Source organism: Reyranella sp., from assembly GCF_004297405.1.
Lineage (GTDB): Bacteria > Pseudomonadota > Alphaproteobacteria > Reyranellales > Reyranellaceae > Reyranella.
In genome coordinates this window covers 316,111-338,475 of the sequence record NZ_SCVC01000042.1, presented here as the reverse complement: position 1 = coordinate 338,475, position 22,365 = coordinate 316,111, and the positions used below count along the sequence as shown (strand labels likewise).

At 64.4% G+C, this 22,365-nt stretch carries 21 protein-coding genes and 3 tRNA genes; 10 read left to right on the top strand and 14 right to left on the bottom strand.

Translation table 11 applies throughout. The features are described 5' to 3' along the window. The 3 genes from EPO50_RS27790 to EPO50_RS27780 all read right to left on the bottom strand — a co-directional run. A partial coding sequence (locus EPO50_RS27790) for a GTP-binding protein (protein ID WP_296349690.1) occupies positions 1-117 on the bottom strand: 117 nt, incomplete at its 3' end. Between the two features lie 49 nt (positions 118-166). Continuing rightward, positions 167-240: transfer RNA gene (locus tag EPO50_RS27785), tRNA-Gly, on the bottom strand. Positions 241-278: 38 nt separating this feature from the next. Then, positions 279-365, bottom strand: a tRNA-Tyr gene (locus EPO50_RS27780). Between the two features lie 149 nt (positions 366-514). Here EPO50_RS27780 and rlmB point away from each other — a divergent pair. The 3 genes from rlmB (at position 515) to EPO50_RS27765 (ending at position 1,652) form a co-directional block, all read left to right on the top strand. Continuing rightward, positions 515-1,294, top strand: coding sequence for a 23S rRNA (guanosine(2251)-2'-O)-methyltransferase RlmB (gene rlmB, locus EPO50_RS27775; RefSeq protein WP_296349658.1), 780 nt, complete (start codon positions 515-517; stop codon positions 1,292-1,294). Positions 1,295-1,339: 45 nt separating this feature from the next. Next, positions 1,340-1,414, top strand: a tRNA-Thr gene (locus EPO50_RS27770). Positions 1,415-1,514: 100 nt separating this feature from the next. After that, positions 1,515-1,652 (top strand): hypothetical protein, encoded by a 138-nt coding sequence (locus EPO50_RS27765; protein WP_296349655.1) that lies wholly within the window; start codon positions 1,515-1,517, stop codon positions 1,650-1,652. Between the two features lie 74 nt (positions 1,653-1,726). Here the strand turns inward: EPO50_RS27765 and EPO50_RS27760 are convergent, their stop codons facing one another. From EPO50_RS27760 to EPO50_RS27745, 4 genes are read right to left on the bottom strand one after another with little or no spacing between them, the layout of a single operon-like run. Then, positions 1,727-3,976: a molybdopterin cofactor-binding domain-containing protein gene (locus EPO50_RS27760; protein ID WP_296349653.1), complete on the bottom strand. Its 2,250-nt coding sequence runs from the start codon at positions 3,974-3,976 to the stop codon at positions 1,727-1,729. Next, positions 3,973-4,437, bottom strand: a complete 465-nt coding sequence (locus tag EPO50_RS27755; RefSeq protein WP_296349652.1) for a (2Fe-2S)-binding protein — start codon at positions 4,435-4,437, stop codon at positions 3,973-3,975. The genes EPO50_RS27760 and EPO50_RS27755 overlap by 4 nt, the downstream gene beginning before the upstream one ends. Beyond that, positions 4,434-6,188 (bottom strand): carbamoyltransferase C-terminal domain-containing protein, encoded by a 1,755-nt coding sequence (locus EPO50_RS27750; RefSeq protein WP_296349650.1) that lies wholly within the window; start codon positions 6,186-6,188, stop codon positions 4,434-4,436. The genes EPO50_RS27755 and EPO50_RS27750 overlap by 4 nt, the downstream gene beginning before the upstream one ends. After that, a complete protein-coding gene (locus EPO50_RS27745) occupies positions 6,185-6,979 on the bottom strand; it encodes a glycosyltransferase family 2 protein (RefSeq protein ID WP_296349648.1) in 795 nt (264 codons plus the stop codon). Before EPO50_RS27745 ends, EPO50_RS27750 begins: the two co-directional genes overlap by 4 nt. 314 nt (positions 6,980-7,293) lie before the next feature. Here EPO50_RS27745 and EPO50_RS27740 point away from each other — a divergent pair, with 314 nt between their 5' ends. Continuing rightward, positions 7,294-8,316 carry an NAD-dependent epimerase/dehydratase family protein gene (locus EPO50_RS27740; protein ID WP_296349646.1) on the top strand — a complete coding sequence of 341 codons (1,023 nt, stop codon included), beginning with the start codon at positions 7,294-7,296 and terminating at the stop codon, positions 8,314-8,316. A 24-nt stretch (positions 8,317-8,340) separates the two neighbouring features. Here the strand turns inward: EPO50_RS27740 and EPO50_RS27735 are convergent, their stop codons facing one another. Beyond that, the gene (locus tag EPO50_RS27735) at positions 8,341-9,315 is read right to left on the bottom strand and encodes a UDP-glucuronic acid decarboxylase family protein (RefSeq protein WP_296349644.1); all 975 of its coding nucleotides are present in this window, start codon (positions 9,313-9,315) and stop codon (positions 8,341-8,343) included. A gap of 148 nt (positions 9,316-9,463) precedes the next feature. On the opposite strand from EPO50_RS27735, the gene EPO50_RS27730 reads away from it, so the two are divergent. Further along, positions 9,464-11,023, top strand: a complete 1,560-nt coding sequence (locus EPO50_RS27730) for a fatty acid--CoA ligase (RefSeq protein ID WP_296349642.1) — start codon at positions 9,464-9,466, stop codon at positions 11,021-11,023. Between the two features lie 65 nt (positions 11,024-11,088). Further along, positions 11,089-12,153, top strand: a complete 1,065-nt coding sequence (locus EPO50_RS27725) for a phosphotransferase (RefSeq protein WP_296349640.1) — start codon at positions 11,089-11,091, stop codon at positions 12,151-12,153. A 9-nt stretch (positions 12,154-12,162) separates the two neighbouring features. Here the strand turns inward: EPO50_RS27725 and EPO50_RS27720 are convergent, their stop codons facing one another. From EPO50_RS27720 to EPO50_RS27705, 4 genes are read right to left on the bottom strand one after another with little or no spacing between them, the layout of a single operon-like run. After that, positions 12,163-12,900 carry an ABC-type transport auxiliary lipoprotein family protein gene (locus EPO50_RS27720; protein WP_296349638.1) on the bottom strand — a complete coding sequence of 246 codons (738 nt, stop codon included), beginning with the start codon at positions 12,898-12,900 and terminating at the stop codon, positions 12,163-12,165. Then, positions 12,897-13,931, bottom strand: a complete 1,035-nt coding sequence (locus tag EPO50_RS27715; RefSeq protein ID WP_296349636.1) for an MlaD family protein — start codon at positions 13,929-13,931, stop codon at positions 12,897-12,899. Before EPO50_RS27715 ends, EPO50_RS27720 begins: the two co-directional genes overlap by 4 nt. A gap of 12 nt (positions 13,932-13,943) precedes the next feature. Next, the gene (locus EPO50_RS27710; RefSeq protein ID WP_296349688.1) at positions 13,944-14,738 is read right to left on the bottom strand and encodes an ABC transporter ATP-binding protein; all 795 of its coding nucleotides are present in this window, start codon (positions 14,736-14,738) and stop codon (positions 13,944-13,946) included. Further along, a complete protein-coding gene (locus EPO50_RS27705; RefSeq protein WP_296349634.1) occupies positions 14,738-15,835 on the bottom strand; it encodes an ABC transporter permease in 1,098 nt (365 codons plus the stop codon). The genes EPO50_RS27710 and EPO50_RS27705 overlap by 1 nt, the downstream gene beginning before the upstream one ends. Positions 15,836-15,964: 129 nt before the next feature. Here EPO50_RS27705 and EPO50_RS27700 point away from each other — a divergent pair, with 129 nt between their 5' ends. After that, positions 15,965-16,792, top strand: coding sequence for a polyphosphate kinase (locus EPO50_RS27700; RefSeq protein WP_296349633.1), 828 nt, complete (start codon positions 15,965-15,967; stop codon positions 16,790-16,792). Positions 16,793-16,878: 86 nt separating this feature from the next. Next, positions 16,879-18,126, top strand: coding sequence for an MFS transporter (locus EPO50_RS27695; protein WP_296349631.1), 1,248 nt, complete (start codon positions 16,879-16,881; stop codon positions 18,124-18,126). Here EPO50_RS27695 and EPO50_RS27690 read toward each other — a convergent pair. Continuing rightward, a complete protein-coding gene (locus EPO50_RS27690) occupies positions 18,068-18,940 on the bottom strand; it encodes a 23S rRNA (adenine(2030)-N(6))-methyltransferase RlmJ (protein ID WP_296349629.1) in 873 nt (290 codons plus the stop codon). The two genes, EPO50_RS27695 and EPO50_RS27690, sit on opposite strands and share 59 nt — an antisense overlap. Positions 18,941-19,005: 65 nt before the next feature. Here EPO50_RS27690 and EPO50_RS27685 point away from each other — a divergent pair, with 65 nt between their 5' ends. Together EPO50_RS27685 and EPO50_RS27680 are read left to right on the top strand one after the other, a co-directional pair. Beyond that, positions 19,006-19,944: an acetamidase/formamidase family protein gene (locus EPO50_RS27685; RefSeq protein ID WP_296349627.1), complete on the top strand. Its 939-nt coding sequence runs from the start codon at positions 19,006-19,008 to the stop codon at positions 19,942-19,944. Between the two features lie 31 nt (positions 19,945-19,975). Beyond that, positions 19,976-21,052 (top strand): PLP-dependent cysteine synthase family protein, encoded by a 1,077-nt coding sequence (locus EPO50_RS27680; RefSeq protein ID WP_296349686.1) that lies wholly within the window; start codon positions 19,976-19,978, stop codon positions 21,050-21,052. 33 nt (positions 21,053-21,085) lie between these two features. Here the strand turns inward: EPO50_RS27680 and EPO50_RS27675 are convergent, their stop codons facing one another. After that, positions 21,086-22,294, bottom strand: a complete 1,209-nt coding sequence (locus EPO50_RS27675) for an MFS transporter (RefSeq protein ID WP_296349625.1) — start codon at positions 22,292-22,294, stop codon at positions 21,086-21,088. Between the last annotated feature and the right edge of the window lie 71 nt (positions 22,295-22,365).

The window sequence follows — 22,365 nt, the reverse complement described above, 5'->3', positions numbered from 1 at the left end:
CGTCTTCGCCAGGATCTTCGTGATCGCCGCCGTCAGCGACGTCTTCCCGTGGTCAACGTGACCGATCGTTCCAATGTTGCAGTGCGGCTTGTTCCGCTCAAACTTCGCCTTCGTCATGGTGTCACGACCCTCGTCATTCTCTCGACCGACCGGCCTTAGCAAACTCTGGAGCGGGTGAAGGGAATCGAACCCTCGTCGTAAGCTTGGAAGGCTTCTGCTCTACCATTGAGCTACACCCGCAATCTCTTGAACCGAGCCAAAACCCACGCTGTGTCCGTTGGTGGAGGGGGAAGGATTCGAACCTTCGTAGACGCGAAGTCGGCAGATTTACAGTCTGCTGCCATTGACCGCTCGGCCACCCCTCCGAACCTGCGGTACGCAGCGCGAGTTTAGCCCGTTCAACCCGCTTTCACGGGCGCGCGTTGCTCGCAAATCCAATGGGTTACGTCAAGGCCCATTTCCCAGGGATCACCAGTATTTGCCCGCATGCCCGCCGCACCATACAAGCTTCGGCATGCGTCAACGCCCGCACCGCCCCCATCGACAGCCCGCCAACCGGCAACCGCGCGGAGGCCATCAATCGGTATGGCTCTACGGCCGCCACGCCGTCGTGGCAGCCCTTGCGAACCCCGATCGCCGGATCGAACGGCTCTTCGCTACCCGCGAGATGGCCGACCGGTTGAAGGCCGAGATCGGCAAGACCGACGTCGCCATCGTCCCCCGCGAAGACCTGGCGCAACGCCTGCCGGCCGGCGCCGTCCATCAGGGCATCGCTGCCCTTGTGGCGCCGCTCGAAGAGCCGATGCTGGAAGACCTGCTGGCGCGCTGTAGCGATGATGCCCTCGTCCTGGCGCTCGACCAGGTGACCGACCCGCACAATGTCGGCGCCATCCTGCGCTCGGCCGCCGCCTTTGGCGCCGCCGGCGTGGTCGTGACCGACCGCCATGCCCCCGCCGATACCGGCGTGCTGGCAAAAGCAGCCTCCGGTGCGCTCGAAGTCGTGCCGCTGGTGCGGGCGGTGAACCTCGCCCGCACGCTCGACCAGCTCAAGGAGGCGGGCTTCTGGCGTTACGGCCTCGACGAACGTGGCGAGGCTCCGATCGGCACCCTCGACCTGCGCGGCCGCGCCTGCATCGTCCTCGGCGCCGAGGGCGAAGGGCTGCGCCGCCTGACCACCGAAAAGTGCGACCGCCTCATCACCATTCCGACCAGCGCTGCCCTGGCCGCGCTCAACGTCTCCAACGCCGCGGCGGTCGCCGCCTACGAATGGGCACGGCAGCGACAGTCAGTCTGATGCACCTTCGGCCGCGTTCGATTATGGTGCGGCCGCTCCAGGCGGGCCGGGTTAGCACAGCGGTAGTGCAGCGGTTTTGTAAACCGAAGGTCGGGGGTTCGATCCCCTCACCCGGCACCATTCTCAGCCCCGTTCAGTAATTTTGGTGGAGCCTCGGCGCCAACCTTTCGATATTGGCCCCTGCGCCGGGCTCCTGTTCCCGGTCACTGAGGAGGCGATGTTGGACCTGGACCGCCAAGACGAATGGATCAGCAAAGTGCTGGGCACAAACCTGATGACAGGCACCCTTCGCCTGTTTGGCCTTCTGGCACTCATCGCCATCGTTGGTGGCGGCAGCTTCTGGCTGCTTTCACGCTGAGCTGGGCGGCCCAATCGTCGTTTGACATTATCTAGACGATGACTAAATCCTTTAATTATCGTGCTTGAACCACCCTAAGCCAACCTCAGCGGTAGGTCGCGTAGACGCCTCCCTGTCGCCGTAAAGATGGCGTTGGCGACGGCAGGAGCGATGGGCGGGGTGCCAGGTTCGCCCACGCCGCCGATGATCTGGGAGCCGCTATCGACCAGATGCACCGTCATCGCGGGCGCCTCGGCCAGCCGGACGGCGTCGTAGTCGGGGAAGTTCGACTGCTCGACCGCGCCGTTGGCCAGGGTGATCTCGCCGTAGAGCGCGGCGGACAGGCCGTAGATGATGCCGCTCTCCATTTGCGCCCTCACGATCGCGGGATTGACCACCGGTCCGCAATCGATTGCACAGGTGACGCGCTTGACCTCCAAGGTCTTGCCGTCCGGCACGGAGACCTCGGCGACCTGCGCCACGATCGAGCCGAACGAAGCCCGAAGGGCAATGCCACGGCCCGAGCCTTGAGGCAGAGGCATGCCCCACCCCGCTTCCCGCGCCGCCGTCTCCAGCACCTTCAGATGCCGCGGCTTGTCGGCCAGCAGCTCGCGGCGGAAATCGTACGGGTCCTTCTTCAGGGCAGCGGCCAGCTCGTCGACGAAGCTCTCGTCGAAGAAGGCCGTGTGCGAATGGCCGACCGAACGCCAGAAGCCGACTGGCACCGAACCGTCGGCCACGATGGCGTCGAGCCGGTAGAAGGGAAAGGCGTAGGGTGGGTTCTCGACGGCGTTGCCTTCGGGCTGCCCCTGCACCGGCAGGCCAATCGTGCGCGCCGGGAACTGATCGGCCGGGGACTGCGCTACCTGCCGCTTGGCGACGCCCACCAGTTTTTGCGCGCCGCCTGCCGTTTCGAGATCGGCGCGCCAACGGGCTAGCGCCATCGGCCGGTAGAAATCGTGCCGGACGTCCTCCTCGCGCGACCACAGGAGCTGGACCGGCCGCTCCGACAGCGCCAGCGCGCAGGTCACCGCCTGACGCACCAGGTCAACCTCGGCCCGCCGGCCGAACCCACCGCCCAGGAAGGTCGTGTGCACACTCACCTGGTCCTGCGGCACACCAGCGACCTTGGCCGCCACCATCCGCATCAAAGTCGGCGACTGGTTGGGCATCCAGACTTCGACGCCCTGTGGACCGGCCTTTGCCGTGCAATTCATCGGCTCCATGGCCGTATGGGCGAGGTAGGGCGCCCGATAAGTCGCCGTCAGCACCTGTACCTGACCCGGCTTCGTCTCGGTGCCGAGCGTACGGGTCAGGGCCGGCTTGCCGCTTTCCAGCAGCTCCCCGTAGCGCTTCCAGAGGCCGGCCGACTCCAGCGTTGGCTCGGGTCCCGCCTGCCACTTCACCTCGACGCCGTCGTCCAGGAAGCGGTTGGCCGTCCACCAGCTCGTGCCGATGGCCGCGATCCCGCCCGGCACGATCACCACCTTCTCGATCCCCTTGGGCAGCTTCTCCTGCTTGAGCGTGAACGAAAGCGCTTCGCCACCGAAGGTCGGGGCGTTGCGGACCGCGGCGTAGAGCAGGCCTGGCAGACGCACATCGATGCCGAACGTGGCCGCGCCCGTGACCTTGGCCAGTGTGTCGACGCGCGGTAGCGGCTTGCCGATCAGCTTGAAGTCCGCGGGCTTCTTGAGCGGTGGCGGCGGGCGCTCGGCAAGGTCTCCCACGGAATCGACCAGTTCACCGAAGGTGGCGACCTTCGTGCCGTCGAGCTTGCGGACCTCGCCGTCGACGACGGTGAGTTCGGCCACAGGCAGCCCGGCCTTGCGGCTGGCTGCGCGGAGCAGCAGGTCGCGCGCCACCGCACCCGCGGTTCGCATCGGCCGCCAGGCGTCGCGCACCGATGTCGAGCCGCCGGTCGCGTTCACGCCCAGCACGCCCCCCAGCTTGCCGGCGACCCAGTGCGCGGTCTCGACGACAGTGCCGGCCTCCTCTGGCGAGAACGGCAGACCGTCGATCAGGATGTCGACGTTGCGGTAGACCGCGCTCTCCGGCGGCTCCTCGACCTTGATCTGATCCCAGCGTGCGTCGAGTTCCTCGGCGACGAGCATGGCGAGCGCGGTCTGCACGCCCTGCCCCATCTCGGCGCGCGGCACGGCGACCGTGACGCTGTCGTCGCGCCCGATCTTCACCCAGCCATTGAGGCCGACTTCGTCCGATTTCAGGTTGAGCAGCCGGCGATTGCCCAGCCGGTCACGCTCGCGGGCGAACCAGAAGCCGACGCCCAGCAATCCGGCGCCTGCGAACCCGCCGACGATCGCCAGGCGCCGGCCGAGCTTCTTCACGACGCGCCACCCAGGATTGCCGCCGCGCGATGCACGGCGCGGCGGATGGCGCTGTAGGTGCCGCAGCGGCAGATGTTGCTCAGAACATCGTCGATGTCGCTGTCGGTTGGCTTGGGATTTTCCTGGAGCAAAGCTGCCGCCGCCATGATGAAGCCGGGCTGGCAGTAGCCGCACTGAGGGACCTGGTTCTCGATCCAGGCGCGCTGCACGGCGTGGAGCTGGCCGCCCTGTGACAGGCCCTCAACGGTCACCACCGTCTTGCCCACGGCGTCGCTCACGGGAAAGGAACAGGACCGGACGGCAGTGCGCTCGACATGCACCGTGCAGGCACCGCACGCGGCGACACCGCAGCCGAATTTCGGGCCGACGATGTTCAGATCCTCGCGCAGGACCCAGAGCAGCGGCTTGTCAGGCTCGACGTCGATCTCGTGAACCTGACCGTTGACGGTGAGCGAGATCATCGCCGGATGAGCGTATCACCCAGTACGAGAACGTCCATCTTTGTCCGCAGGAAACAGTCGATCGCCTCCTCGGGCTTGCACACGACCGGCTCGTTCTCGTTGAAGCTGGTGTTGAGCACGATGGGCACGCCGGTGATCTCGCGGAAGGCCGAGATCAGCCGGGCATAACGCGGATTGCCCGACCAGGTGACGGTCTGCAGGCGGCCTGTGCCGTCGACATGGGTGACGGCCGGGATCTCCTTGCGCTTCTCCTTCCGGATGCGGAAGACCTGCATCATGAAGGGCACGTCGTCGTCGGTCTCGAACCAGTCCGGCACGGCCTCGCGCAGAATCGACGGGGCGAAGGGACGGAAGGATTCGCGCCGCTTGATCTTGAGGTTGAGGATGTCCTTCATGTCGGCGCGCCGCGGATCGCCAAGGATCGAGCGGTTGCCCAGCGCCCGCGGGCCCCACTCCAGCCGCCCCTGAAACCAGCCGATCACCTTGCCTTCCGAGATCGCCTGCGCCGTGTGGCGGCAGAGCGTCGCCTCGTCGGCGATGCGCTCGATGCTGCAGCCGGCCGCGTCGAAGTCGGCGCGGCGCTGGGCGATGGCGGCCGCGATCTGCTCCGGCGTCGCCGAGGGCCCCCAATAGGCGTGATCCATCACGAAATGACGCTTGGCATCGGCCCCGCCGGTCTTGTGCCAGGTCGCGAAGGCCGCGCCGATGGCACCACCGGCGTCGCCGCCGGCCGACTGGACATAGAGCTTCTTGAACGACGTGCGTTCCAGCACCTTGCCGTTGGCGACCGAGTTGTAGGCGCAGCCGCCCGCCAGCACGACCGCATCGGCACCGTAGCGCGCGTGCAGGGCATTCAGCAGGTTGAAGAAGGCGTTTTCGTAGGTGACCTGGGCGGAGCGCGCGATGTCGCGGTGGCGGTCTTCCAGCGGTGCCTTGGGGTCGCGCGCCGGGCCCAGCAGCTCGGCCAGCCGGTCGGTCCAGAGACGGCCGCCCGAGGGAATGCCGTCCTTCACCTGATAGTTCGCGCCGCGGCCCGAGGCGTGCCGGAAGAAGCGCAGGTCGAGGGCGAAGGTGCCGTCGTTCCGCAGACGCACGATCTCCTTCATCTGCTCGACGTAGGTCGGCTGGCCATAGGGCGCGAGGCCCATCACCTTGTACTCGTCGCCATAGTGCGGGAAGCCGATGAACTGCGTCATCGCCTCGTAGAAGACACCCAGCGAATGGGGAAAGTAGACCCGCCCGTCGACCGCGAGCTTCCCACCCTCGCCCAGGCCCCAGGCCGCCGAGGAGAAATCGCCGAACCCGTCGACCGACACGGCTACGGCCTTGTCGTAAGGCGAGACCAGGAAGGCCGAGGCGAGATGGCAGAGATGGTGCTCGACCGCGTGCGTCGTCCCCCGGAACTCCTGCTCCGGCAGATGCTCCTTGAGATTGCCTGCAATGCTTGCACGCTGGCGGCGATTACGCAGACGGTCCAGCATATAAGACGGGCTGATACCCGACCTCAGTGCAAAGGCGACCTTGCGCCACCTGTTCGCCCGGTTGTCGCTGTTGATCGCCACATGATCGACATCGCCCAACGAGATGCCCGCTTCGGCAAGGCAGTAGCGGATCGACTCGCTCGGGAACCCGCCCCAGTGCTTGATGCGCCGGAACCGCTCCTCCTCGACGGCAGCGACCAGCTCGCCGTCCTTTACCAGGCAGGCAGCGGCATCGGCGTGATACGCATTCAGCCCCAGGATGAAGGTCATCGCGAGGTCTTTCCCGGGACGAGGCGGTCGAGGTCGCGGCGCAGCAGGTGCATGGACAGGATCAAATCGGCGGTAATGCGCTGGGCTGTATAGAGGAGGCCCGCCTTGCCGTCGAAGATCAGCCCCTTGCCGAACAGGCAATGCAGGGCGACAGCGGGCGGGCCCAGTACACGCGTGCAGCGCAGCCGGTCGGCCCACCCGAGTTCGGCCCAGGGCCGCGTCGACAGTTTCTCCGCCTCATAAGCCTGGTAGCGGGCTTGCGACTGCAGCCAGCGTTCCAAGCTCTTGCGATCGTCGTGCAGGAGACGATTGCGCAGCCGCCTCACCTGCCCGTCGATCCGGAGCTTCTCGGTGTGGCCATCCTGCACGAAGGAAGCACGGCCCCGGCGGAACAGGACCGGCAGTGCGGGATAGAGCGAGCCCCGCAGCGGCCGACCCTCGATGCAGTAGGTGAAGGCGATTTCGTAGGCGGCGATGTCGGCGTCGGCCTTCAGAGGAGCCAGTTCGTCGCGCAACGCGGGTTCAAGCATGTAGTCTGCATCGAGCCGCAGAACCCAGTCGGTCGTGACGCCGGTTTCCTCGACGGCGAAGCGCCATTGCTGGGCATGGCTGTCGAAGGGCCGGTGAACGACCCGGGCGTTGGGAAAGCGGGCGGCAATCGCCAGCGTCTCGTCCGTCGACCCGCTGTCGACGATGACCACTTCGTGAGCCCAGGTCAGGCGTTCCAGCGAGCGGCCGATGTTCGCCGCCTCGTTATAGGTCAGGATGATAGGGGTGATATCGACCAGCACGACGCCCGATCAGTCGGATAAAGCGGCTATGTGGCTGGTATAGATCATTTTTTACCCTGAACCATCTTTTTCACCGCCCTTGCAAGATGGTCCGGCCCGGCAGGTCGCGGGCTCTCCGGACGGCACCGAACCAAATGATGCACAATGCGTGCGGCGCGGCGACCGCTTGACGACAGGGATGCAGGCGAGCAAACGAACCCTCCGTACGGCTATCCCCCATGGCCGTCTCGCGTCCTCGACTGAGGCGTGGCCAAATTCACGCAAGTCTTTGAGAGTCCGGTTAAACTCCCGCTTCGATCCATAGGGTGCTGTTAATGTCCAAGAATGATCTCGTCGTCGTCACCGGCGCCGGTGGCTTCATCGGTGGCCATCTGGTGCGCGTGCTGCAGCAGCGCGGCCACACCAAGATCCGCGCCGTGGACGTGAAGCCTCTCAACGAGTGGTACCAGAAGACGCCGGGTGTCGAGAACCAGGTGGGCGATCTCGCCCTGCTCGAGCCCTGCCGCAAGGCCGCCAAGGACGCCAAGATGATCTACAACCTTGCCGCCGACATGGGTGGCATGGGCTTCATCGAGACGCACAAGGCCGAGTGCATGCTGTCAGTGCTGGTCAGCACCCACATGCTGGTTGCCGCCAAGGAAGCTGGCGTGCCGCGCTTCTTCTATTCCTCGTCGGCTTGCGTCTACAACGGCGACAAGCAGACCGACGCCAACGTCACGGCGCTCAAGGAAGAGGACGCCTACCCCGCCCTGCCGGAAGACGGCTACGGCTGGGAGAAGCTCTTCAGCGAGCGCATGGCCCGCCACTATCGCGAAGACTACGGCATGGCGACCCGCGTCGCCCGCTACCACAATGTCTACGGCCCGGAAGGCACTTATGACGGTGGCCGTGAGAAGGCGCCGGCCGCGATGTGCCGCAAGGTCATCGAGGCGAAGCTCTCGGGCAAGCACGAGATCGAGATCTGGGGTGACGGCGAGCAGACCCGTTCGTTCATGTACATCGACGACTGCACCGAGGGCACGATCAAGCTCGCGGAAAGCGACATCATCGAGCCGCTGAACATCGGCAGCGACGAGCTGGTCAGCATCAACCGCCTGGTCGACATCGTCGAGAAGTTCGCCGGCATCAAGCTGAAGCGCAGCTACAAGCTCGACGCGCCGAAGGGCGTGCGTGGTCGCAACAGCGACAACACGCTGATCAAGCAGACGATGAACTGGGCGCCGTCCATCCGTCTCGAGGACGGCATGGAGAAGACCTACAAGTGGATCTACGACGAGATGACCTCGGGCAAGGCCTCGGTCGTCAACGCGCTGCCGCGCGCCGTCGCCGCTCAGTAAGATGGCAGAGCAGCCGCGTCGGTCTCACCGGCCGACGCGGCTGATGCTTTTGTTGCTCTTCAGCAAATTGTCGAAATAGGCGATCGTCTTCGCTAGGCCCTCATCCAAGGGCACCTTCGGTTCCCATTTGAGCGTCTCGCGCGCCAGCGAGATATCCGGGCAGCGCTGCAGGGGATCGTCGACCGGCAATGGCTGGGACTGGACGAGCTTTGACTTGCCGTTGACCAACTTGATGATCTTCTCGGCGAGATGGCGGATCGGCATCTCCACCGGATTGCCGATGTTGACCGGCCCCGTGAAATCGTCGGGCGTGTGATCCATCAGGCGTTGCCAACCGTCGAGCAGGTCGTCGACGTAGCAGAAGGCCCGGGTCTGCATGCCATCGCCGTAGATCGTGATGTCCTCGCCCTTCAGCGCCTGGACGATGAAGTTCGACACCACGCGTCCGTCGTTGGGATGCATGCGCGGACCGTAGGTGTTGAAAATGCGCGCCACCTTGATGCGCAGCTTGTGCTGGCGGTGGTAATCGAAGAACAGCGTCTCTGCGCAGCGCTTACCCTCGTCGTAGCAGGCGCGCGGTCCCAGCGGATTGACGTTACCGCGATAGCTCTCGACCTGGGGATGAACCGTCGGATCGCCGTAAACTTCGCTGGTCGAGGCCTGGAAGATCTTGGCGCGCACCCGCTTGGCCAGGCCGAGCATGTTGATGGCGCCATGCACGCTGGTCTTGGTCGTCTGCACCGGATCGTGCTGGTAGTGGATCGGTGAGGCCGGGCAGGCGAGGTTGTAAATCTCGTCGACCTCGACATAGAGCGGGAAGGTCACGTCGTGGCGCATCAGCTCGAAGCGCGGATTGTCGAGGCAGGTCGCGACGTTAGCCTTGGTGCCGGTGAAATAGTTGTCGACGCAGAGCACGTCGTGGCCGGCCTCCAGCAGGCGCTCGCAGAGATGCGAGCCGAGGAAGCCCGCGCCGCCGGTGACCAATATCCGCTTGCCCATGTTGCCCCTGGTTCTGGCTGAAAGTCGCGGCCGACAGTAGGCGATCAAGCTCTTGAATTCACTCTCAAATCACCGAAGGATGCTCTCGCTTGGCCTCCCCCTGGAGGCGGGCCAAAAGCTGCGGACAAGACGATAGAGGAAGCGTCCTATGAGTATTGAGATGGTGGGTCTGGCCGATATCGCGCGGGTCCACGCGGCCCAACGCCCGGATGTCGCGGCCCTGGTCTTTGAAGGTCGAACCACGACCTACGGCGCCCTCGACAAGGCCTCGAGTCGGATTGCCAGCGGCCTGATCGCAGAGGGCATCAAGCCCGGCACCCGCGTCGCCCATCTCGACAAGAGCAGCGACCTCTATTTCGAGCTTCTGTTCGGCATCGCCAAGGCCAACGCCGTCATGGTCTCGGTTAACTGGCGGCTGGCAGCTCCAGAAGTGCTGCACATCATCAACGATGCCGAAGCCGAAATCCTGTTCGTCGGCGAAGAGTATTTCCCGGTCGTCGAGAAGATCCGCGACGAGTTCAAGACCGTCCGCAAGATCGTCAGTCTCGATTCGCGCCACGGTGGCTGGCAATCCTTCGTCGAATGGCGTGATCACCACCCCGAGACCGACCCTCGCCTGCCCGCCCGAGCGGCCGATACTGCCGTCCAGTTTTACACCAGCGGCACGACCGGCCTGCCGAAGGGGGCGGAACTCACCAACGCCAACTTCGCCTTCATGTTCGAACACTGGAGCAAGAGCTGGCTGATGGCACCTGGCGTCGCAACCATCGTCTGCCTGCCGATGTTCCATATCGGTGGCTCCGGCTGGGGCATCGCCGGACTCTTCGCTGGCGCCACGAACCATGTCATGCGCGAGTTCGTGCCGACCAACGTGCTGGCGACCATCGAGCGCGAGCGCATCGAAGTGATGCTGCTTGTTCCGGCGATGATCCTGTTCCTCGTGCAGGCGCCGCAGATCCGTGAGACCGACCTCTCGAGCTTGCGCCTGATCGTCTACGGGGCAGCACCGATCCCCGCCGACCTGCTGAAGCAGGCCATGGCGATCTTCGGCTGCGGCTTCCAGCAGGTCTACGGCCTCACCGAAACGACCGGCGCGATCACGCTGCTGCCGCCGGAGGATCATGATCCGTCCGACGCCAAGAAGCTCTTGTCCTGCGGCTATGCCCAGTTCGGTGTTGAGTTGCGCATCGTCGACGATGCTGGCAAGGAACTGCCGCCCGGCAAGGTCGGAGAGATTGCCGTGCGTTCGCCGCAAGTCATGCACGGCTATTGGCGGCTGCCGGACGCCACCAAGCGGGCGATCCAGGGTGACTGGTTCATCACCGGCGATGCCGGCTATCTCGACAACAAGGGCTATCTCTACATCTACGATCGCGTGAAGGACATGATCGTCTCGGGTGGCGAGAATATCTATCCCGCCGAGGTCGAAAGCGCACTGTTCGGCCATCCGGCCGTCGCCGATGTCGCCGTGATCGGCGTGCCCGATGAACGCTGGGGCGAAGCCGTCAAGGCCGTCGTCGTGAAGAAGAACGACGCCGACATCTCGGCCGGCGAACTGATTGGCTGGGCGCGCGAGCGCATCGCAGGCTACAAGCTGCCGAAGTCAGTCGACTTCATCGATGCGTTGCCTCGCAACCCCACTGGCAAGATTTTGAAGCGCGAGTTGCGCAAGCCTTACTGGGGCGACAAGCAGCGCCAGGTGAACTGACCGCCATGCGGTTTGTCGCACAAACGCTCCTCGAAAACCGATCAACACGGTCCTAGAACGATCCCATGTCCGACCTGCCTGATAACCTCACCCCCGTTCGCCCGGCCCACGTCTTCGACCAGGGCCGCCTTGCCGATTACATGAAGGCTAATGTCGAGGGCTATCGCGGCCCGATCAGCGTCCTGCAGTTCGAAGGCGGCCAGAGCAACCCCACCTTTCACGTCACCGACGATGGCGGCCGCATGTACGTGCTGCGCAAGAAGCCGCCGGGCAAGCTCCTGCCGTCGGCCCATCAGGTCGACCGCGAGTATCGCGTCATCAAGGCCCTGGCCGACCACACCGACGTCCCCGTGCCCAAGCCCTACGCGCTCGGCCAGGACGATTCGGTGATCGGCACGGCCTTCTACATCATGCAGTTCCTGCCGGGCCGCGTGCTGGCGGATCCGAAGATGCCGGGCATCTCGCCGGCCGATCGCGGCAAGATCTTCGATTCAATGAACGACGTGTTGGCGCGCCTGCACAATGTCGACTACCGCGCTGTCGGTCTCGGCGAATTCGGCCGCGAGGGCCAATATATCCAGCGTCAGGTCGCTCGTTGGTCGAGCCAGTACGATCTCGCGCGCACCGAAGACATCGAAACGATGGAAGCCCTGAAGAAGTGGCTGCCGGAAAACATCCCGCCGGGCGACGAGACGCGCATCAACCATGGCGACTATCGTCTGGGTAACACCATCGTGCATCCGACTGAGCCGCGAGTCATCGCCGTGCTCGACTGGGAACTCTCGACTCTCGGCCATCCGCTGGCCGATCTCGGTTACAACTGCATGATGTATCATTTTGGCGAGGGCTTCGGTGCCTCGGGCGGCTATGCCGGCATGGACCTCAAGACCTTCGGCATTCCCACGGAGCAGGAATATCTCGCGGCTTACGCCCGCCGCACCAGGCGCAAGGAAGTACCGTCCTGGGACTTCTATCTCGCTTTCTCGCTGTTCCGCCTCGCCTCCATCGTGCAGGGCGTCTACAAGCGCGGTCTCGACGGCAATGCCTCATCCGAGAACGCCACCAAGTACGGCAATCGCGCCCGCGCGATGGCCGACCTTGCGTGGTCGCTGGTGAAGAAGCGCGCCTGAGCGGCGCGCCTATTCGTCGGTGTATGGCACCTTCGAAGCGTCGTTACCGACAGGGCAGTTCTCGCTATCAACCACTGCGTTTTGCGGGTTGCGATAGCGGCCAATGTCGTAGGGCGCGGAGTCGCTCGGCGGCCGCGGCGGCGGCGTGCTGAGCGTCCATGACACGAGGCGCTTGATCACGCTGCCCAGGGCTTGATCGAATGCATTGACCACCAACGGCACCTTGTCGCCGCGGGCGCGCACGCAGCGCTCGAAAGACGCAACGCCGATGATCTGCCGATCCGGCATCCGCACCAGTTTGGCGATGATGCGCACCTTCACGATCGGTGGCTGGCCATAATAGTACATCGCCTCGAAATTGCGCAGGTCGGGCTGCAGCACGTAGTTGGCGCGCAGCGCGATCGATTCGCGAGCGACGGCGACGATCTTGCGGGTGTTCTCGAAGGAATCGACGATCCGCGTCTGCACCATCAGCGGCGCCCGGTCGGTCCACGCTACCTTGGCGTAGTAATCCGTCGAGGTCGGCGTCATCGCGATGGCGATGCGGCCGGTATTGAGATTCGCGGCGGCCACCGGAGCTTCGACGGCGAGCTGCCAGAATACGTCCGGCAGGCCAGGGTCGAAGGTGCTCTTGGGCGAAACCGTGTAGAGGTCGGTCGGCTCGGCCGCAGAATCCACCGCGCTGACGAATTGGCATCCCGAAAGGACGGCGGCGGCCGCCGCGCAGACGGCCCAACGAAACATCATTTCGGCGTATATCCTTGCTTGCCGCTGAACACGAAGGCGGCCGGATCACGTTCCAGCCGGGTGGCGATGACGTTCAGGTTGGCGGTGAGCTGACGCAGTTCGCGGATGGCCAGCGAGACCTCGGTCAGGCCGGTTTCGGTGAAGCTCTTGATCGGGCCCTTGCTGTCACCCACCAGCTTGTTGAGCTGACCAGCGGCGGCATCGATATTGGCGAGTGCGTGTCGCGCCTCGCTCAGGGTCTTGCGCAGCTCGCCGGGGTCCTTGCCCGCCAGCGCCTTGCGCGTTTCCGCATCTTGCGGGCCGATTTCCATCGCGATGAGACCGAGCGAGTCGGAAAGCTGATTGATCTTGGCGAAGGTCTTGCGGAAGTCGGCGACGGTGCCCGGCAGCTCGGCCAAGGTCGACTGGATAGCCGTGTCGGACTTGGCGAAGGCGGCGGTCGTGGTCTGCAGATTGCGCAGGGTCTCGGTGACGGCGCCGACATTGTCAGGGCTTAGCAGATCGTTCAGCCGGTCGACCGTGACGCTCGCTTTGGTCAGGAGTTCCTGGGCCGAGGTCGATGTTGCTTGCAGGAAGGACGCACCCTCGCGAATTTCCGGATAGGGCTTATCGCCCTGCCTCTTCTTCGGCTTGATCTGGTCCGATTCGAGGCGGCCGGCAATCTGGATGTAGGGCGAGCCGGCGATGAACGGCTTTTCGAAAACCGCGTAGGAACGATCGCGGATATCGATCGACCACTCGACCGCGACAGTCACCTCGATCTTCTCCGATACCCGCTCGCGGCCCGTCGAGCGCTGGATATCCATGCGCGACGTAAGCTGGATATTGCTCACACGGCCGACCCGGAGGCCGCGGTAGAAGACCGGCGAATCGTTGGTCAACCCCTGCACGTCGCCAGAGAACAGGATCACGTAGTATGCGTAGGCTGTGCGGTCACCGGCACGCAGTTTCCAGACCACGAAGCCTGCCACTGCCGCAATAAACAGCAGCATGGCGGCGCCGATCAACACATAGGGCGATCTTCTTTCCATCGGAAGCTGCTTCTACTCCTGCCTCGAGGCCCGGCCACGCGGCCCGTGGAAATATTCCCGTACCCAGGGATGATCGTACGCGAGCATTTCTTCCATGGTACCTACCACGACGCGCTTGTCGAGGAGGACCGCGATGCGGTCGCAGATGGCGTTCAGGCTGTCCAGGTCGTGGGTCACCATCAGAACCGTGAGACCGAGGCTGTGGCAAAGCCCCTTCACGAGTTCGTCGTAGTGCGCGGCGCCAATTGGATCGAGACCGGCCGTCGGTTCGTCCAGGAACAGGAGTTCCGGATCGAGGGCCAGGGCGCGGGCGAGGCTCGCCCGCTTGCGCATGCCGCCGGAGAGTTCGGAAGGCTTCTTTTCACCGGTATCGGCCGGCAGGCCGACCAGCGCCACCTTGAGCGCCGCGATCTCGCGCATGGTCGGCTCCTCGAGCTCGGCATGCTCGCGGATGGGCACGATGATGTTCTCGGTGACGTTCAGCGAGGAAAACAGGGCACCGTCCTGGAACTGCACGCCGGTGCGCGCCAGCAGATGTCGCTTGGCCTTGCCGTGCAACGTGCTGGCATCGACGCCCAGCATTTCGATCGTGCCCTTGCGTGCCTCGTTCAGGCCGACGATGGTCCGCAGCAAGACCGACTTGCCGGTACCCGAACCACCCACCAGGCCGACAATCTCGCCTTTGAATACGTCAAAATCGAGATTGTCGTGGATGATGTTGTCGCCGAACTGCGTGCGGATGCCGCGCAGCCTCAGCGCGACCCCCCGCCCGTTCTGATGATCAACGAGCTGTCCGCCGTCAGCCATCATACGCCCGCGAGCAGGAAGATGATTGAAAATATGGCGTCGAGCACGATGACGCAGAAGATCGCCTCGACGACCGACTTGGTCGTGAGCTGACCGACGCTCTCAGCACTGCCCTTCACCTGCAGGCCCTCGAAGCAACCGATCGTAGCGATCACGATGCCGAATACCGGCGCCTTGATCATGCCGGTATAGAAATGCCAGATGCCGACCGTGTCGCGCAGACGATCGAAGAACTGCACGAAAGTGAAGTCGAGATAGACGGTACAGGCCACCGCACCGCCCAAAAGGCCCGTCATATTGCCCCAGAAAGCAAGCAACGGCATCGCGAAGACCAGCGCCATGATGCGCGGCAGGACCAGCCATTCGACCGGATTCAGGCCGATCGTGCGCATGGCGTCGACTTCCTGATTCACCTGCATGGTGCCGATCTGGGCGGTGAAGGCGCTCCCCGACCGGCCGGCCACGATGATGGCCGTCAGGAGCACGCCCAGCTCCCGGAACATGCCGATCGCCACGGCCTCGACGGTAAATGTCTCCGCGCCGAACTGCTTGAGCTGCTGGACACCCTGATAGGCGATGACGACGCCGATCAGGAAACAGAGGATCCCAACGATCACCAGCGCGCGGATCCAGACTTCGTACATCTGGCGGATCACGGCATTGATGCGGAACCGCTTGGGCTGCAGACAGGCCTCGACAAAAACCACCAGGATCTCGCCGAAGAAAGCGCAGAGATTTACGGCCTGTGCATAAAAGCCCAGGGCGTTGCGACCGATCTCCTCCAACCAATGCGCAAACCAGTTCACGCGGTGCTCGGGTGGAGCGACACACATGTTCTTGCGCACGACGTCGAAGAGGTCGGCCTGCGCCTGGTCCTTCGTCATGACCTCGGCGTTGGGCCCGCCGCCGACAAGCGCCAGAATCTCGAGGGCGCCCGCAGTGTCGAGCTGCTCGACGGAGCGGGCGTCGACGCTACGCGGCTCGGCCTTGCCGGCGCCGGCTGCCTGCAGTGCTTTCTCCGCCTTCTGACGGATGCCGCGGACACTAAAAATCGTCCAGGTCCCGCCGACTTCTACGACGGGCTTGCCTGACTGCATTGTGCAACGGATTGTCGGTTCGGCTTCGGCCATCGCGGAGATTAGTCGTCGCAGCCGTTCTTGCTGTCAATCTTTCTGCACGTTGCCTTGCCCCCAACGCACTGGCACCATCCGGCAGTGGAGGAATTGATGGGCAAATGGCCGCGGCTGGACAAGATCGAGATGATCGACGGTCCGATCGATGATGAAAAATACGAACATCAGCTCAAAAAACTGCAAGATCAGCTTCTCGACCTCCAGATTCATTATCTGCGGACGGGTGGCCGTGTCCTCATCGGCATCGACGGCTGGGACGCGGCCGGCAAGGGCGGTTTGATCGAGCGTGCGGTCGCGGGGCTCGAGCCCAAGTCGGTTCATGTCTGGCGGATCGGCGCGCCAACTGCCGAGGAGCAGGGCCGCCACTATCTCTGGCGCTTCTGGGATCGACTGCCGGTGCGTGGCGACTGGGCGATTTTCGATCGCACCTGGTACGGCCGCGTCCTCGTGGAGCGCATCGAGGGGTTTTGCAGCAAGGACGCCTGGAAACGCGCCTACAACGAAATCAACGAGTTCGAGCGGCAGCTTACCGACGATGGCGTGCGGATCGTGAAGCTCCTGGTCCATGTCAGCGAGGAAGAGCAGAAGCGCCGCATGATCGATCGCCTGACCAGGCCCTACAAAAGGCACAAGGTCGGCCTCGAGGATTTCCGGAACATCGCCAAGCGTAAAGAATATCTCGAAGCCTACGACGACATGCTCGAGAAGACGGATACCAAGAACGCGCCCTGGCACGTCATCGCCTCCGACAACAAGAAGCATGCAAGGCTGATGGGCCTCGGCATCATGGCCGAAGAGCTCGGCCGCGGCGTCGAACTCACTGAACACCAGCTCGATCCCAAACTCGCCGACGCAGCTTACAAGGCCTGGGGCTGGAAGCTCAGGAAAGCCGACGAAGACAAGGGAGACAAGAAGAAGTAGCGGCTGCTACCCTTCGGTCGCGGACGAAGCATGAGCCGCCCCCTGCCGGCTAGTATGTTACTCCTGAGTAAGAGTGGAGTTCGTTGATGTCCGTCGGCCAAACCCGCGTCTTCGTCGGCTGGTGGGTGGTCACCGGCGCCTTCCTCTGCATGCTGACGGGATTTGCCGTCGCCTACTCCTTTGCTGCCTTCTTCGGCGCCCTGGAAACCGAGTTCGCCGCCCGCCGCGGCGAGACCTCGCTGGTCTTCTCGATCTGCGCCTTTCTCTACTTCACCCTTGGCCTGCCGGCGGGTCTGATTGCCGATCGCGTCGGTCCACGCCCCGTCGTGTTCGGCGGTCTGCTGCTGATTGCGGTTGGGCTGGTCGTCGCCGCGGGCGCCACCAGCCTGTGGCAGGTCTATCTCGGCTACGGCATCGGGGTCGGCGTGGGCGTGGGTTTGTCCTACGTGCCGAGCGTAGCGGCCGTGCAGCGCTGGTTCGTGCGCAAGCGTGGCACGGCGATCGGGCTCGCCGTGGCCGGCATCGGTGTCGGCACCTTGATCGGCGCGCCTCTCGCTCACGAGCTGATCGCAGCGGTCGGCTGGCGCAAGACCTACCTCGTTCTCGCCGCCCTCACCGCGGTCGGAGCGATCGTGTCTGGCATGCTGGTCCGCCGCTCACCCGAGCATTATGGCCTTGCGCCCGATGGCGACCCACCCGTCCCCAAGGGCGCTCCGCCTGCAATCCCGCTCGGCCTTACCCTGCGCGAAGCGGCACGCACCCGCCCCTTCTGGACGATCTACATCGGTGCGCTGCTGATGTCGTTCGGCCTGTTCGTCCCCTTTGTCCATCTGGCACCCTATGCCACCGACATGGGATTGGGTGAGGGTTTCGGCGTCTTGCTGATCGTTCTGCTGGGGGTTGGCAGCACCGTCGGTCGCTTCATGTTTTCGAGCCTTACCAACCTGCTCGGCCGCCGGCGCTCCTTCGCTGCCATGTATGTCGGCGCCGGACTGATGATGGTGGTCTGGTCGCAGTCGACCAGCTCTGTCGCCCTGATCATCTTCGCCCTGCTGTTCGGCGCGTTCTATGGCGGCTTTGTCGCCATCGCCCCCTCGCTCGCCGCCGATTACTTCGGCGGTCGGGCGCTCGGCTCGGTGATCGGTGCGCTCTACAGCGGCGTCGGGGTCGGCGCGCTCCTGGGCTCACCCGCTGCCGGCTATGCCTACGACTTCTTCGGCAGCTATGCCGGCGCCATCCTGGCAGGCGCCGCGCTCTGCGCCGTCTCCTTCGTCATCACGCTCCTGATGCAGGAGCCTGCGCGCTGGCTAGCGGAGCGTGGCAAGTCGCCGTGACGTCGGGGCCGAGCCGGCCCGCGATCCACGGCAAGGCTTCGCGCATTGCCTCCTCGAAGCGCCATGGCGGATTGATGACCGCGAGGCCGCAGGCGGCGAGCTTGCCGGGCTCCACGCCGGCTCCCAAGCGCAGCTCCATCACCAGCAGCTTCAAGTCCTTCAAGGCGTCGACGAAGGCTGCCGTGACCTCCTCGTCCTTGATCGGATACCAGACCGCGTAACAACCGGTCGCAAACCGCCGCAGGCCCTGCCGAACGGCACGCAGCAACGTCTCGAACTCGTTGGTCGCCTCGAAAGGCGGATCGATCAACACGAGGGCACGACGTTCGACCGGCGGCAGCAGGGCCTTCAGCGCGTGATAGCCATCGGCCTGTCGCACCTCGACCGCACGGTCGCCGGCAAATTCCCGCTTCAGCGCCAGTGCCTCGTCAGGATGACGCTCGCAGGCAATGAAACGATCGCCCGGACGCAGTGCGGCCCGGATCAGGCGCGGTGAGCCGGGATAGCGGCGCAGCGTTCCCGATGGAGCACCAAACTTGCGATCGTAGGCTTGGACGGCTGCGAGGTAGCGCGCAACTGCGGCCGGCACGCCGCCAGCCCTGCTCTCGGCCATCAGCCGCCCGATGCCCGCCTCGGCCTCGCCGGTACGCCGCGCCTTGTCGGCTGCAAGATCGTAGCCGCCGGCGCCGGCATGCGTGTCGAGCACGAAAAGCTTCTTGTCCTTGGCCGTCAGCAGCCGCAGCAATTCGCAGAGGGCGGTATGCTTCAAGAGGTCGGCGAAATTGCCGGCGTGATAGCCGTGGCGGTAGTTCATGCGCCTGCCTATAGCATCCGAGGTCTGGATTGTGCTTCAACGGCTGCACGATTGAGGGGGACCAAATGGCCACGCATGAACTGCATTCTTCGCCCGAGACCTGCCATTGGGGCTATTTCGACAGCCAGCTTGAGCCGCAGCTGCGCGTGAAATCGGGCGATATCGCCTCCATCCACTGCGTTTCCGGCGCTGCCGAGATCCTGCCTGGCGAGCCCTACAATGTGCTGCCCGAGCATCGTGAGATCCTGGCCAAGCTGAAGCCCCATATCGGCCGCCACATCCTGACCGGCCCGGTCCACGTCGAGGGCGCCGAGCGCGGCGACGTACTGGCCGTCGAAGTGCTCGACATCAAGTTCCGCACCAACTGGGGCTGGAACGTCCAGCGGCCGCTGATGGGCACCCTGCCGGAAGATTTCCCCTTCTACCGCCTGACGCACATTCCGATCGATTCCAACCGTGGCGTCTGCACGATGCCGTGGGGCACCGAGATCGAGCTCAAGCCCTTCTTCGGCATCATGGGCGTTGCCCCACCGCCGGAATGGGGCCAGTGCAGCTCGGTCGAGCCACGCGCCTTCGGCGGCAACATCGACAACAAGCACTTCCGGGTCGGCACGACGGTTTACTTCCCCGTCTTCGCCGAGGGCGGCTTGTTCTCGACCGGTGACGGTCACGGCGTCCAGGGCGATGGCGAGGTCAATCTCACGGCGCTCGAGACGTCGCTGTCGGGCACCTTCCGCTTCACCGTGCGCAAGGACATGAAGCTCACCAATCCGCGCGCCGAGACGGCCACGCACTGGATCACGCACGGCTTCGACCAGGATCTCGACGATGCGGCCAAGGAAGCGCTGCGCGACATGATCCGGCTGATCACGGCCAAGACCGGCCTGAAGCCCGAGGACGCCTACATGCTCTGCAGCCTGCAGGCCGACCTGCATGTCACCCAGACTGTGGACGGCAACAAGGGCATCCACTGCATGATCGAGAAGAAGCTGATCGGCGGATGACGTGACCGGCCCGTATCTGCTCAACGAGGCGGTGGCGCGCCATGACGATGCCGAGTGGGCGCGCCACGCCCTGGAGATCATCCAGAACGACCAGCGGCGCTCGGCCGACACCCACCTGCTGCGGCTTGATATCCCGGCGCTCGACGGGATCGACCTCTATCTGAAGGACGAGTCGACCCACCCAACTGGCAGTCTCAAGCACCGGCTGGCGCGCTCGCTCTTCCTGTTCGGCATCTGCAATGGCCGCATCCGGCACGACACACCGATCGTCGAGGCCTCGTCCGGATCGACGGCGATCTCGGAGGCATACTTCGCGCGCCTGCTCAGCCTCCCCTTCCATGCCGTGATGTCGGCTGCCACGTCGGCGGAGAAGATCCAGGAGATCGAGCGCCAGCACGGCAAATGTCACCTGGTGGCCGACGGCAAGGGCATCTACGCCGCTGCCGAGGAGCTCGCCGGCCAGCTCGGCGGCGTTTACATGGACCAATTCACCTACGCCGAGCGCGCCACCGATTGGCGGGGCAACAACAACATCGCCGAATCGATCTTCGAGCAGATGAATCGCGAACGCTATCCAGTGCCGACCTGGATCGTCATGAGCGCCGGTACTGGCGGCACCTCGGCTACGCTCGGCCGCTACATCCGCTACAAGCGCTTCGCGACGCGCCTCTGTGTCGCCGACCCCGAGTATTCGGCCTTCTTCGAAGCCTTTGCCAAGGGCAACCCGCAGGCAGTCAGCGAGAGGGCTTCACGCATCGAGGGCATCGGCCGGCCGCGGGTCGAGCCATCGTTCGTGCCCAACGTCATCGACCGCATGTTGCAGATACCTGACGTCACGTCCTTGGCAGCGATGCGCGTGCTGTCGCGGCAACTCGGCCGCAAGGTCGGCGGCTCGACCGGAACGAATTTCTTCGCGCTGTGCCTGCTTGCCTCGCGCATGCGCGCCGACGGACTGAAAGGTTCGCTGGTCTCGCTGATCTGCGACAGTGGCGAGCGTTACGGACATACCTATTACAACGACGACTGGATCGCTGCCCAAGGTTTCGATCTCGGCGCCAGCGAGACGGCACTGGAGGCCTTCCTCCAGAGCGGCGAGTCGCTCCTCTAGCCGTCCTTCCCGACTATCGCTGGCCGCGCCGAATTATGCGGTCTGCACCGCCTGCTGACGCCGCACCGGCAGCGGCGGGAAAGCGAGCGCCATGGCGACGGCCGCGAGCCCCATGCCGAAGGAAGCGACGTAGAGGAAGCCGTAACCGTTGAACGTATCGAAGATCCAGCCGCCGACGGCGGGGCCAAGGGCCATGCCCAGGCTCGAGATCATCGCAGCCGCGCCGAACACGGTGCCCATGATGCGCATCGGGAAGTATTCGCGGGCGATCACCGCATAGAGCGGCATCACACCGCCGTACGCCATGCCGAAAAGGATCGCCACGGCGTAGAACTCTCCGATCTCGCGGGTGAAGTAGTAGCTTCCCGCGCCCAAGGCCTGGACCATGAGGCCCAGCACGACGATGCGCCTGGCGCCGAACTTGTCGCCAAGCAGGCCAAACAAAATGCGCCCGCCCAATCCTGCCAGACCTTCGACGCTGTAGATCGTAACCGCCGTCATCGCCGACAGCCCGCAGGTCAGCGCATAGCTCACCGTATGGAAGATCGGGCCTGAATGGGCGGCGCAGCAGAAGAAGAACGTCACGGCGAGGACGATGAACTGCGGGGAGCGCAGCGCCTGCGCCACCGTCATCCCCTCCCCTCCCTCGGCCGGCAATCCGGCGACGATACTGCTCGCGGGCGGCGGCCGGCGGACCAGAAGTGCCGCCGGTATCAGCAACACCCAGGCCATAACGGCGATCACGAGCAGTGCCGTACGCCAGTCGTAGGATTCGATCAGCCAGCTCGCGAACGGCGAGATCGTCATGGGCGCCACGCCCATGCCGGCCGAGACGAGAGAGACAGCAAGACTGCGGCGCTCTTCGAACCACCCCGTGACGGTCGCAATCATCGGCGCAAAGACGGCGCCGGCCGCAATGCCAACCACCACGCCGTAGATGATCTGGAATTCGAGCAAGCTGGTGGCGCGGCTGGCCAATGCGAGCCCCAGACCCAGCAGAATGGCCCCTGCCAGTACGACGATACGCGGGCCGAAGCGGTCGGTGAGGATACCCCAGCCGAAGGCAGCGACACCCATTGTCAGGAAGTCGAGCGTCATGGCGCTTGAAATGCCGGTGCGCGACCAGCCGGTGGCATCCGACATGGGTTGCAGGAAGACCGCGAGCGAGAACATGGCGCCGATGGCGACGCATCCCATCAGCGCTCCGGCGCCGACGATGACCCAGCCGTAAGACCGTTCCATGGCCGATCCTTTCGAATTCCCTAATACTTAACCAATAAGTTAAGTATTTTAGTGATCGTTGGCAAGAGATG

Bases quoted from the DNA above. Each gene is read 5' to 3' on its own strand.
- rlmB (WP_296349658.1), top strand. From the start codon at position 515: ATGCGTCAACGCCCGCACCGCCCCCATCGACAGCCCGCCAACCGGCAA.
- EPO50_RS27755 (WP_296349652.1), bottom strand. From the start codon at position 4,437: ATGATCTCGCTCACCGTCAACGGTCAGGTTCACGAGATCGACGTCGAG.
- EPO50_RS27750 (WP_296349650.1), bottom strand. From the start codon at position 6,188: ATGACCTTCATCCTGGGGCTGAATGCGTATCACGCCGATGCCGCTGCC.
- EPO50_RS27740 (WP_296349646.1), top strand. From the start codon at position 7,294: ATGTCCAAGAATGATCTCGTCGTCGTCACCGGCGCCGGTGGCTTCATC.
- EPO50_RS27735 (WP_296349644.1), bottom strand. From the start codon at position 9,315: ATGGGCAAGCGGATATTGGTCACCGGCGGCGCGGGCTTCCTCGGCTCG.
- EPO50_RS27730 (WP_296349642.1), top strand. From the start codon at position 9,464: ATGAGTATTGAGATGGTGGGTCTGGCCGATATCGCGCGGGTCCACGCG.
- EPO50_RS27725 (WP_296349640.1), top strand. From the start codon at position 11,089: ATGTCCGACCTGCCTGATAACCTCACCCCCGTTCGCCCGGCCCACGTC.
- EPO50_RS27720 (WP_296349638.1), bottom strand. From the start codon at position 12,900: ATGATGTTTCGTTGGGCCGTCTGCGCGGCGGCCGCCGCCGTCCTTTCG.
- EPO50_RS27715 (WP_296349636.1), bottom strand. From the start codon at position 13,931: ATGGAAAGAAGATCGCCCTATGTGTTGATCGGCGCCGCCATGCTGCTG.
- EPO50_RS27710 (WP_296349688.1), bottom strand. From the start codon at position 14,738: ATGGCTGACGGCGGACAGCTCGTTGATCATCAGAACGGGCGGGGGGTC.
- EPO50_RS27705 (WP_296349634.1), bottom strand. From the start codon at position 15,835: ATGCAGTCAGGCAAGCCCGTCGTAGAAGTCGGCGGGACCTGGACGATT.
- EPO50_RS27700 (WP_296349633.1), top strand. From the start codon at position 15,965: ATGGGCAAATGGCCGCGGCTGGACAAGATCGAGATGATCGACGGTCCG.
- EPO50_RS27695 (WP_296349631.1), top strand. From the start codon at position 16,879: ATGTCCGTCGGCCAAACCCGCGTCTTCGTCGGCTGGTGGGTGGTCACC.
- EPO50_RS27690 (WP_296349629.1), bottom strand. From the start codon at position 18,940: ATGAACTACCGCCACGGCTATCACGCCGGCAATTTCGCCGACCTCTTG.
- EPO50_RS27685 (WP_296349627.1), top strand. From the start codon at position 19,006: ATGGCCACGCATGAACTGCATTCTTCGCCCGAGACCTGCCATTGGGGC.
- EPO50_RS27675 (WP_296349625.1), bottom strand. From the start codon at position 22,294: ATGGAACGGTCTTACGGCTGGGTCATCGTCGGCGCCGGAGCGCTGATG.